The 13,343-nt window shown below is 40.4% G+C and carries 4 protein-coding genes and 1 tRNA gene; 4 read left to right on the top strand and 1 reads right to left on the bottom strand.

Going from position 1 to position 13,343, the window contains the following annotated elements:
- Window position 1: 1 nt before the first annotated feature.
- Entirely contained in the window at window positions 2-1,183 is a 1,182-nt protein-coding gene (locus tag BXY82_RS13865; protein ID WP_133758841.1) for a hypothetical protein, read from the bottom strand.
- 100 nt (window positions 1,184-1,283) lie between these two features.
- Between BXY82_RS13865 and proS the strand changes: the two genes are divergently transcribed.
- From proS to BXY82_RS13845, 4 genes are all read left to right on the top strand, one after another.
- A complete protein-coding gene (gene proS, locus BXY82_RS13860) occupies window positions 1,284-2,762 on the top strand; it encodes a proline--tRNA ligase (protein WP_133758840.1) in 1,479 nt (492 codons plus the stop codon).
- A 186-nt stretch (window positions 2,763-2,948) separates the two neighbouring features.
- Window positions 2,949-3,020 (top strand) — tRNA-Glu (locus BXY82_RS13855).
- 26 nt (window positions 3,021-3,046) lie between these two features.
- Window positions 3,047-3,301 (top strand): 30S ribosomal protein S20, encoded by a 255-nt coding sequence (gene rpsT / locus BXY82_RS13850; RefSeq protein ID WP_133758839.1) that lies wholly within the window; start codon window positions 3,047-3,049, stop codon window positions 3,299-3,301.
- A 503-nt stretch (window positions 3,302-3,804) separates the two neighbouring features.
- Window positions 3,805-13,343, top strand: a 9,539-nt coding sequence (locus BXY82_RS13845; protein ID WP_133758838.1) for a malectin domain-containing carbohydrate-binding protein, incomplete at its 3' end; no start/stop codon positions are given.

The raw sequence follows: 13,343 nt of genomic DNA, 5'->3' as shown, positions 1-13,343 counted from the left end.
GTTATATACCGCCACGTCTAGATGATCCGCCTGAACTACTTCTGGTTGGAGTTGAGGATCTTGACGAGCTGCTACTTGAACTTCTCACAGATGAGGTTGGTCTAGAACTGGTAGTTGATGGTGAGTAACTTGAATTGCTCGACGATCTGACTGGGGTAGAAACACTGTTTCCGCCACCTCTGGTGGAGCCACTGCTTCTTGTTCTCGATCCACTATTATTACTTCGTGTTCTACTAGAGGGTTGCACTCTATTGTTTGATCTGGTTCTTGTAGCTGGCTGAACCGTTCTATTAGGAGCGCTAGTTCTCACCCGGCTATTAGTATTACTTCTTCTGTACGTACTGTTTGAGCTATTGGTGCGTATTCTTGAATCAGAGGAGCGTACTGAATTTCGTCTATTAATGGTGGTATTCGTTCTATTAACATTGGAATTGGATCTATTTAAAGTAGAAGATCGTCGATTGATGGTAGAAGACGAATTTCTACTTAAGATAGAGGATGGTCTGTAGGTATTGGAATAGGCCGATCCGCGTCTGCTGTTGCTGTAGGCATAATTCCTACTATTTCTATAATAATTTTGATTGTAGTGGTAGCCATAGTAAGGATAATATCCATGCCCGTAATAATGGCCGTAACCATACCCATAACCATAGTAGGGATAATAACCAGCATAGTAACCATAAGGCCCGTAAAATGGATCATAGAACCCTGAGTAACCCCATCCAGAATACCTCCAATAACGGTAAGGATTATAATAGCCAAATCGGCTATAAGGGTACCATCTGTTAGTGTTGTAATTAATGGTGATATCAATATCTTGATTTTCTTGGCCCCAACCAGCATAACCTTCTTCATATACAATAGCGCCATTCTCATCAGTGTAATTACCCTGATAAGAATCTATATCCGTAAAAATAACATCATCGGTTTGTGCTAAATATTCGAATTCCTGAGATTTTTGACCAAAATAGTCTTTGTAATAATTACTGTTATTGGCTCTTGTGTCTTCATAATAAGTTTGAGGAGCTTCTTCATAGCGCTGTCCCTGAGAGGATTCTGATCTATAAATACCATCATTGTCATAACCAGCGTACTGGTATGAGCCACAAGAAGCTAAAAAGAAAATAGAGCTTAGTGCAACAAAGAATGGCAATTTGCTATATAAGTAAGTATAAAATTGCATATCTATTTGTTTTTATTGTTGAACATTACAAAAATAGTTAGTTTTGTCGAACTATTTATTTAATTAACATAAGCACAACTTTTGTGCCAAAACACAGGTAATGGGTAAAAATCTTACAAGCAGAGCAGACGATTATTCCAAATGGTATAATGAACTTGTGGTCAAGGCTGATCTGGCTGAAAATTCGGCAGTTAGGGGGTGTATGGTCATCAAGCCATATGGTTATGCAATTTGGGAAAAAATGCAGGCTGAGTTAGATAGGATGTTTAAAGAAACGGGGCATCAAAATGCTTATTTTCCCCTTTTTGTGCCTAAGAGTCTATTTGAAGCAGAAGAAAAAAACGCCGAAGGCTTTGCAAAAGAGTGTGCTGTGGTCACGCATTACAGATTGCAGAATGATCCTGACAATCCAGGAAAATTACGTGTTGATCCTGAAGCCAAATTGGAAGAGGAACTTGTGGTGAGACCAACTAGCGAAGCTATTATATGGAATACTTATAAAGGTTGGATTCAAAGTTATCGAGATTTACCAATACTAATAAACCAATGGGCCAATGTGGTGCGTTGGGAAATGCGGACACGATTATTCTTACGAACTGCCGAATTTTTGTGGCAAGAAGGTCATACCGCCCACGAAACGCGATCAGAAGCCCTGGCGGAAGCGCAATTAATGAATCAAGTATATGCCAAATTTGCTGAAAATTTTATGGCTATCCCAGTAATTCAGGGCGTTAAAACAGAAAGCGAACGATTTGCGGGTGCAGAGGAAACCTATTGTATTGAAGCTTTGATGCAAGACGGTAAAGCACTTCAAGCTGGAACCTCTCACTTTTTGGGGCAAAATTTTGCAAAAGCTTTTGATGTTAAATTTACAAACAATGAGGGAAAGCTAGACTATGTGTGGGCAACATCCTGGGGTGTCTCTACCCGTTTGGTGGGTGCTCTAATTATGACACATAGTGATGATAAAGGATTAGTATTACCTCCTAATTTAGCGCCAATTCAGGTGGTGATTGTACCTATTCATAAAACGGACGAGCAATTGAAGCAAATAGGCGAGGTAGCAAAAGATTTAATGAGCCAACTAAGAGCAAAAGGCATTAGTTGTAAGTATGATGACCGTACAACCCAACGTCCAGGAGCTAAATTTGCCCAATACGAATTGCAGGGTGTACCACTACGCATCGCAATTGGACCTAAAGATTTGGAAAATAAGACCGTCGAACTTGCCCGTAGAGATACGTTGTCAAAAGAAAATGTATTTATGGATGGGTTGTCGTCTAAAATAGATAATTTGCTTGTAGAAATTCAGGACTCTTTATTTGATAAAGCGCTCGAATTCCGAAACACGCACATTACTAAAGTGGATACCTTTGAAGAATTCAAAGAAGTTTTAAACATCAAAACTGGTTTTATCTCAGCTCATTGGGATGGAACTGCAGCAACCGAAGATAAGATTAAAGAAATAACAAAAGCAACCATAAGATGTGTGCCTTTAGACCAAGAAAAAGAGGCAGGAAAGTGTGTGTTTACGGGCAATCCATCTACTGGTAGAGTGCTGTTTGCGAAAGCGTATTAAATTTTTTTAAAAAAAGTTTGTTTAGGTGTTGCAACATTTAAAAATAGTTGTATTTTTGCACCCGCTGAAAGACATTAATAATCATCTTTAATGTTGGACAGGTTCACAACAAATGTTGTGAGTTCATTTGAAAAGGTTGCATATTGATAAAAATTGTTATTAATTTGCACTTTAAATAAAACAAATGGCCCGTTCGTCTATCGGTTAGGACGCCAGGTTTTCATCCTGGTAAGAGGGGTTCGATTCCCCTACGGGCTACAATTTTTTAATAAGAAGGAAAGAAAATGGCAAATCATAAGTCAGCATTAAAAAGAATTAGAAGTAGTGAGTCTAAGCGTTTAACCAACAGGTATAAGCATAGAACAACTCGTAATGCTATCAAGAAATTACGCGAAATGGAAGATGCAAAAGAAGCACAAGAAATGTTTCCTGCAGTTTCAGCAATGATTGATAAATTAGCTAAGAAGAATATTATTCATTCTAACAAAGCGGCTAATTTAAAATCAGGCTTAGCATTACATATTGCTTCTTTGTCATAAAGAAACAATCATAATTTATATTAAAAAATCCATTCTTAACGAATGGATTTTTTTTTGTATTTAACTTTTAATCGGATCTAGAACGGATCAAGAACAATTGTTGTGTTTATGCAAAAATTGGATTTGATCCTTTTTTGTGTCGACGACTGAAGTGACGAAAGTCCAAATTTCATAAATTTCTTTCATCTCAGGTTGCCATGGTGTAAAAGGATTTTTTATAACGTATATCGTTCAATAATTAACAATCATATGCTAAGTTTCTGATTACTTACCATGAAGTCCGTTATGTTTAGGTTCTATTTTAAAATACGGAATGTCTTTAAATTACGTCCGTAATCATTACTCTTGCATTTCAGAAAGTTACCTTGTAGTTAAACGGTAAACCTCTCGTTTTTAACGAATAAGTAGGCGGTATATTATGTAAAAATTAATAATGGGCTATATTTATTAAGCTATTGCCTATTTATTATATAAAACCAAATCCCTTTCTTAAGCAGTTAATTATGAAATCAAAATTACTCCCAAAACCTTATTTCTTTATAAAATGTATCAATGTGATTTTATTGATTGGTAATTCTTGTCTTAATCCTATCAAAATAGTTTCATTAAAGACTAAGCATTTCAGTGTGTTGGCACTTTTATTGTTGTTAAGTAGTACGTTACTGGCTCAACTTCCACCATCACTTGAAAATGAATTTCAACAAGTGGACTTGCTTACAGGTCTTAAAAATTCCACAACCATGAAGTTTGCACCTGATGGGCGCATCTTTATTTTGGATCGTTATGGGGAGGTTATTATCTATAAAACGGACTCCCAAACCTCTGTATCGGCCGGATCTTTATCAGTGTTCCATGAACTGGAAGACGGATTGCTTGGAATTGCTTTTGATCCTAATTTTCTATCCAACAATTTTATTTATTTAACCTATTCGCCTGCAAATAAAAGTGTGAACCGCGTCTCTCGATTTGAGATGAATGGGGATTATTTGGATGTTGGTTCGGAAAGAATATTGCTTGAGTGGACCACGTCTCGCACCGCAAAATTTCATTCGGGCGGAGGCATGGATTTTGATTCTGATGGAAATCTTTATATCGCTACTGGTGATAACTCCGGCTATGACAATCTTTATGCTGCTTGGAATGAAACCAATCCTGATTTTAGCGCTGAGAAATCCTCTTCCAATACCAATGATCTCAGAGGTAAAATATTACGAATTACGCCGCAACCTGATGGTACTTACACAATTCCAACAGGAAATCTTTTTTCTGCAGGCACACCTTTAACCAAACCGGAAATTTACGTTATGGGTGCTAGAAATCCGTACAGAATTTTTGTAGATAAACATAATACAGATTGGCTGTTTTGGGGTGAAGTGGGACCTGATGCTGATGAACCAAGTCAACTAGGTCCTGCAGGGTTGGATGAGATGAATTTAACTAAATCTTCTGGAAATTACGGATGGCCATATTTTTCCGGGGTAAATAACGATGCCTACGAAATACCTTATAGAAGTCCATCACCATATTATAATGATCCTTCTGCGCCACAAAATACTTCAACATGGAACACAGGAGCTACTGATTTGCCCGCAGCCATACCTGCTTGGATTGATTTTGCACATATGAGCCATTTTGCTGGCCCCATATACTATTATGATAATAATCTAACAGACCAACAAAGGCTTCCAATAGAATTTGACGGCGCTTTCTTCTATTATGACTTTAATACAAGTAGAATATGGGCAGTAAAAATGGATGCGCAAGGAAATGTTATTTCTAATAATAGGTTTGCTCCTGGAGTTTTTCCTGGAAATTCCAACACTTTTAATGGTTTTATAGATATGTCTATTGGTCCAGATGGTAAAATGTACATATTGGCTTATGGAACTGGCTGTTGTCCACAAAATGTTGGAACAGGAAGATTGATTAGGGTCGATTATACTGGTATTACTACCAATGCACCACCTAACGTGAAAATTTCAGCAACGCCTGATAATGGTAGTTTGCCATTAGTTGTTAACTTTTCAAGTGCAGGTACCACTGATCCTAATGGAGATTTATCATTGACGTATGAATGGGATGTTGATGGGGATGGAGTAGTTGATTATACTGAAGCTAACCCATCACATACCTATACTGTTGCTGGTACATATAATGTCAGATTACAGGTTAATGATGGTAACGGAGGCATTGGTGTCAATAATATAACAATTCACGCTGGAAATAATGCTGCCCTATTTAATTTTATCTCACCCCCTGATGGAGGATTAATGAATTGGCAGGATGATATTTCTTTTAACTTATTAGTTTCTGATGTTGAGGATGGTGTAATTGATTGTACTGATGTCAATTTGGTACCATCTTTAGGGCATCTAAATCATTTTCATGATGATAATACATTAAGTGGTTGTCCACAAACCATTAGGTTGGATGATGGGAACTCGCACGGCGCTGATGGTGATATGAATTTATTTTTTGTCTTAAATGCCAATTATACGGATAGTGGTGGACTAACCGCTTTTGATCAAATCAAGCTGCATCCAAAACGGAAAGAGGCCGAGTTTTTTGATACTCAAAGTGGAACGACTATAATCCCGAATACTGATCCGTTGGAAGGTGGATTTAAAGCTATTGAGGTAAGTAATAACGGGTATATATCGTTTTCTGGAAGAAACCTTGTCAATATGGAGGCTGTAAAATATAAGGTAGCCGCTGCAGTAGGGGGTGGTATTATTGAGTTTCGAACAGGCGGTCCCACGGGTCCGTTGTTAGCCACCACTATCGTGCCTAGTACGGGTAGTATTAATTCTTGGACAGCTGTGGAATCTACATTCCCTGTTCCTGAGGGAAAGAATGATATTTTCTTTGTATTTAAGTTCACGGATCCTAACCAGAAATTCAATTTAAATTATGTCGAATTTTTAGGAGTAGGGGTATCTACTGACAATACACCACCATTAGTGGTTAGCGTTTCTCCAATTGGCAATACTCAAGTAAAAATTGTTTTCTCTGAATACGTTACAAAAGAGACAGCCGAAGAGTTGACCAATTATACGCTGGATAATGGAATCACAATTACCTCAGCGGTGCTCCAATCAGATGGACGTACTGTGTTATTAGATGTATCTTCTTTAAGTTCAGATATAGTATATAACCTTCAGATTCAGAATGTAGAAAACACATCTGAATTTTCAATAGTTACGGATAGTTATTCATTTTCAACCATAAGTTCCATCAGAATCAACGCGGGAGGTCCAGATGTAATATATGATTCAGAAAATTTCATTGCAGACGAAAACTTTCTTGGAGGAACCCCTTATACTAATGATACACCAATTGCAGGTACTGCAGATGATGAGCTATACCAAACTGAGCGCTATGGTAACTTTACCTATACCATTCCTGTGTCTGCCGCAGGAGCGTATGATATTAGGCTCCATTTTGCTGAACTTTATTTCGGGGTTGAAACTAGTGGGGGGCCGGGTTCACGTGTGTTTAATGTGAAAATTGAGGGTATAACTGTATTGGATAATTTTGATATCCTCTCAGAAACTGATCCAGCTACCGCATTAATTAAGGAGTTTAATAATGTTTCTGTAACAGATGGTTTTGTTAATATTGAGTTTGAGGGTGTAACAAATAGTGCAAAATTATCGGCATTAGAAATTTTGTCGCCAGACACTTTTAACCTTGAACCTAAAATCACCATTTTAAACCCTGAGAACGGAGCAAATGTTAATCAGACTTTTGACATTAATTTTAGGGTCAATAATTGGATGATTGCTGAAGGCGATACGCATATGCACTATTCTATAGATGGTGTAGTGATAGGACCTCACTACAGTTATGACCCTCTAACAATTGAAGGTCTTAATGTAGGTAGTCACGTAATTCGACTTGAACTTTATGATGCAATCCATGTTCCCACGGGCGTTTTTGATGAAATCATGGTTGCTGTTACAGACCAAGCCGTTTGTAATTCTACCGTCTTTCCAGATTCTTGGGACGTTCATATTTTAGATCCACACGAATATACCGCAGTGTATACTATTCCTGATTATGACCTAGATGGCGATGGGTTAAATGACATCGTTACTGGTGGTTGGTGGTATAAAAATCCGGGCTCAGCCTCTGGAAATTGGATTAAAAATACCATTGGTGGCAATTTTGGCAATGTAGTTCATGTATATGACTTTGACGGCGATGGCCATTTAGATCTTTTAGGGACCCAAATAGGTGCCTCTGGTAGCGAATATCAAGGCGCACAATTAATGTGGGCAAAGAATGATGGTTCAGGTAATTTTACAGTTTACAACAATATTCCAGCGGGTAATACAACGTATTCTGAACCTTTCCTAGCGGGAATTGCCGGGGGTGATTTCGGATTAGGTTTTGCTTACCAAATGGCTATTAATTGGAACGGTGCAGAAGATACTGGTTCTCCTGTACAATTGCTCACGCCAACGGCAGATCCTACTACTGGAACTTGGACTTTGATAGATATCAGTTCGGATTCTTCCGGAGAGGATATTAAAGCTGGCGACATTGACGGTGACGGCGATTTAGATCTTTTTCAAGGCATTAATTGGTTAAGAAACGACGGCAGTGGTGTATGGACCACATTTTCTACTGGTATTACATACTCAACTACGCCTGATAGGATTCAATTAGCCGATTTTAATGGTGATGGAAGACTTGATGGCGTTGTTGGCCAACTTGGCCTAGGTGGCGATTCCACGCGCTATGAATTTGCTTGGTTCGAAGCACCCGAAGACCCAACACAACCCTGGATAAAGCACCTCTTAAGCGACACCGTCTCAGGTAGTCTTAGTGTGTTTGCCATTGATATTGATTTTGATGGTGATATGGACATTGTTGTAGGAGAATGGCTTAACAGTAAGCGACTCATTGCATTTGAAAACGATCTTTGTAATTCTGGTGGATGGAATACACATATTATAAATGACGGTGCCTTAAATCTTGAACATCATGACGGCGCAATGGTTACAGATATTGATAATGATGGGGATTTAGATATTATATCCAACGGATGGATTAATGATAAAGGCCCACGTATTTACGAAAATACATCAGTCATATTGAAACAAGATCCAATAGCAGATGCTGGTGACGATCAAGAAGTGTTTTTGCCTACCGATACAGTTGTAATAATGGGGTCTGGAAGTGATCCTGATGGTGGTGAAATAACTTATATGTGGACGCAAATTAGCGGACCCAATACCGCAACATTAAGTGGTAATGCAACTGCAGAGCTTACTGCCAATAATTTAATTGAGGGTGACTATGTATTTAGATTGACCATAACTGATGATGAGGGAGTTTCAGTTTTTGATGATGTTACCATAAGCGTAAAGCCACAAATGGCGGCAATAAGAATTAACTCAGGTGGTCCTGACTTTACCTATGATACAACTGACTGGTCTCAAGATCAATATTTCACTGGAGGTGATTCCTATTCAAACATGTTGGAAATTGGAAATACAGATAATGATCAACTATACCAAACGGAAAGATATGATACATCTGGAACATTGGTTTACGAGATACCGGTGCCATCAGGCACTTACGATCTGAATTTGCATTTTGCAGAAATTTATTTTGGAGTACCTGGCGATGGGGTTGATGGGGGTGAAGGTTCTAGAGTGTTTAATGTAAATATTGAAAATGGTCAACATGAACTTATCAATTATGATATAATAGTAGCTGCAGGAGGAAGTGCTCTGGCTGTAATTGAGAATTTTAATGATATAAATGTAGAAGATGGTTTTTTAACAATTACCTTAACTTCTATACAAAATTCAGCCAAAATATCAGGTATTGAAGTGTCGATGAGTGGGAGTGGTTCTTTGCCTCCAATTGTAGATGCAGGTGAAGATCAGGAATTATATTTACCTACAGATACGGTTGTGTTAACAGGAACAGCAAGTGATCCTGATGGTGGTGAGGTGTCATATTTATGGACACAAATTAGCGGACCAAATACCTCAACATTAAGTGGTGCTACTACAGCTGAACTTACTGCCAATAATTTAATTGAAGGTGATTATGTATTCAGATTAACGGTCACTGATGACGAGGATGTTTCCGCTTTTGATGAAGTTACAATTAGTGTCATGCCACAAATGGCGGCAATTAGAATTAATTCAGGTGGCCCTGATTATACTTATGAAACGATTGATTGGTCTCAAGATCAGTATTATAATGGTGGTGATTCCTTTTCAAATACTATTCAGATTGCAAACACAGGCAATGACCAACTTTATCAAACCGAAAGATATGATACTTCTGGAATATTGGTTTATGAAGTTCCGGTACCATCAGGCACATACGATCTGAACCTGCATTTTGCTGAAATATATTTTGGCGTTCCAGGCGACGGCGCAGATGGTGGTGAGGGTTCAAGAGTATTTAATGTTAGCATAGAAAATGGGCAATATGAACTTGTTAATTATGATATCATTGTGGCTGCGGGTGGAAGTGCAACAGCAGTAATTGAGAATTTTAATAATATCAATGTTGAAGATGGTTTTTTAACAATTACGCTAACGTCTGTTGAGAATTCAGCAAAGATATCAGGAATTGAAGTGTTTGTGAGTGGTAGTGGTTCAATGCCTCCAATTGTGGATGCGGGAGACGATCAAGTATTAACGCTACCTACTAATACAGTTGTTTTAGACGGGTCAGCTTATGATCCGGATGGTGGTGTTATCACTAGTTATGAATGGACCCAAATAAGTGGACCAAATACAGCAACATTAAACGGGAACACTACAGCGGAGTTGACGGTTAGCAATCTTATTGAAGGTGATTATATTTTTAGATTAACAGCTGTTGATAATGAAAATGACTCCGCATTTGATGAAGTAACCGTCAGTGTTCTGGCAGAAGTTTTGGCTATAAGAATAAATTCAGGTGGTCCTGAATTTACTTTCGAAACGTTTGAATGGTCAGAAGATCAATTTTATAATTCGGGAGACTCATCAACCAAGGTTATTAAAATTGCAAACACTTCCAATGACCAATTATATCAAACAGAACGTTACACATCGTCTGGTACATTGGTTTATAATATCCCTGTTGAATCTGGTACTTATGATCTTAATCTTCATTTTGCTGAAATTTATTTTGGCGTATTAGGTGCGGGTTCTTCTGGAGGAGAAGGTTCCCGTGTATTTAATGTGTCCATTGAAAATGGTCAGAAACAACTAACCAACTATGATATCGTAGTGGCCGCTGGTGGAAGTGCAACTGCAGTAATAGAACATTTTATGGGTATAGTAGTAGATGATGGCTTTTTGACAATAACATTTACGGGTGTCGTCAATTTTCCCAAGGTTTCTGGAATAGAAGTAATGCTTAGTGGAGGAAGTTCTTTACCTCCAATTGTTGATGCAGGAGGAGCGAGGACAATTTCATTGCCTAATTCTTCAATAGTTTTAGATGGTTCTGCTTATGATCCTGATGGAGGAGTGATTAATGAGTATCAATGGACTCAGATAAGTGGTCCAAATACTGCGATATTAACGAATGCAAATACTGATAACCTGATCGCTTCTGATTTAATTGAAGGTACCTATATTTTTCAGCTGATTGCAACTGATGATGATAATGTTTCGGCTTCTGATGAGATGACACTTACAGTTGCGAACGAAGCCCAGGCAGTGCGTATTAACTCTGGTGGTCCAGACTTGAATTTTAATGGAGAGCTTTGGGATGCGGATCAGTATTATTCAGGCGGAGGTGAATTTGAGAATGTTACGCCCATAGATAACACAGATAATGATGCATTATATCAAACAGAACGATTTAGTACTGACCCAGCTGGTTTAACCTATGAAATTCCAGTAACTAATGGGTTACACAATGTACGATTGCATTTTGCGGAAATCTATTATGCTGTTATTGAACCGGCATCTGCAGGTGGTGTTGGGTCTAGGGTGTTTACAATTGATATAGAAAACGGAACCAAACGCATTGAAAACTATGACATTGTTGCAGCAGCAGGTGGAGCAGCCACTGCCGTAATTGAAACATTTACGAATATTGCCGTAAATGATGGCTTCTTAACGGTAAATTTAATTCCTGTCAAAGAATACCCTAAGATTTCTGGATTGGAAGTGATTGAATCACGACCACCAAACGTGAATGCCGGATTAGACCAAACCATAGTTTTACCAGAGAATTCAATAACTCAAAATGGTTCAGGTAATGACCCCGATGGAGGTTCGGTATCTTTCTTATGGACTCAGATAAGTGGGCCTAATACCGCAACTTTGGTCGGGGCTGATACTGCAGATTTAACAGCAAATGATTTAATTGTTGGAACCTATGTTTTTAATTTGACAGTTACCGATGATGAAAATGACTCTAGTTCAGATGAGATAACGATAACGGTAGAACCTGATCCAACTAATATGTCTCCAGTGGTGACCAACCCAGGGGCACAGACCAATATCGAAGGCGAAGCCATCACCCTACAGATCAGCGCAACAGACCCAGAGTCGGATGCATTGACCTATAGCGCAACGGGACTTCCAAACGGACTCACCATAGATGCCAGTACGGGATTGATCAGCGGAACTGTCGCCACGGGCAGTGCGACCAACAGTCCGTATACGGTAGAGGTTACGGTAACCGATGATGGCACGCCATCAGAGAGCACTAAAGTGACATTTACTTGGACCATCACTGCCGCTGCCGTGAACGGCGCACCAGTGGTGACCAACCCAGGGGCACAGACCAATATCGAAGGCGAAGCCATCACCCTACAGATCAGCGCAACAGATCCAGAATCTGATGCATTGTCCTATAGCGCAATGGGGCTTCCAAACGGACTCACCATAGATGCCAGTACGGGATTGATCAGCGGAACTGTCGCCACGGGCAGTGCGACCAACAGTCCGTATACGGTAGAGGTTACGGTAACCGATGATGGCACGCCATCAGAGAGTACCAAGGTGACCTTTACTTGGACCATCACTGCCGCTGCCGTGAACGGCGCACCAGTGGTAACCAACCCAGGGGCACAGACCAGTATCGAAGGCGAAGCCATCACCCTACAGATCAGCGCAACAGACCCAGAGTCGGATGCATTGTCCTATAGCGCAATGGGGCTTCCAAACGGACTCACCATAGATGCCAGTACGGGATTGATCAGCGGAACTGTCGCCACGGGCAGTGCGACCAACAGTCCGTATACGGTAGAGGTTACGGTAACCGATGATGGCACGCCATCAGAGAGCACAAAGGTGACCTTTACTTGGACCATCACTGCCGCTGCCGTGAACGGCGCACCAGTGGTGACCAACCCAGGGGCACAGACCAATATCGAAGGCGAAGCCATCACCCTACAGATCAGCGCAACAGACCCAGAGTCGGATGCATTGTCCTATAGCGCAATGGGGCTTCCAAACGGACTCACCATAGATGCCAGTACGGGATTGATCAGCGGAACTGTCGCCACGGGCAGTGCGACCAACAGTCCGTATACGGTAGAGGTTACGGTAACCGATGATGGCACGCCATCAGAGAGCACTAAAGTGACATTTACTTGGACCATCACTGCCGCTGCCGTGAACGGCGCACCAGTGGTGACCAACCCAGGGTCACAGACCAATATCGAAGGCGAAGCCATCACCCTACAGATCAGCGCAACAGACCCAGAGTCGGATGCATTGACCTATAGCGCAACGGGACTTCCAAACGGACTCACCATAGATGCCAGTACGGGATTGATCAGCGGAACAGTCGCCACGGGCAGTGCGACCAACAGTCCGTATACGGTAGAGGTTACGGTAACCGATGATGGCACGCCATCAGAGAGTACCAAGGTGACCTTTACTTGGACCATCACTGCCGCTGCCGTGAACGGCGCACCAGTGGTGACCAACCCAGGGGCACAGACCAATATCGAAGGCGAAGCCATCACCCTACAGATCAGCGCAACAGACCCAGAGTCGGATGCATTGACCTATAGCGCAATGGGACTTCCAAACGGACTCACCATAGATGCCAGTACGGG

It is taken from the genome of Gelidibacter sediminis (assembly GCF_004364975.1).
GTDB lineage: Bacteria > Bacteroidota > Bacteroidia > Flavobacteriales > Flavobacteriaceae > Gelidibacter > Gelidibacter sediminis.
The sequence above is the reverse complement of the archived record's forward strand: the minus strand, read 5'-3'. Positions and strand labels throughout refer to the sequence as shown.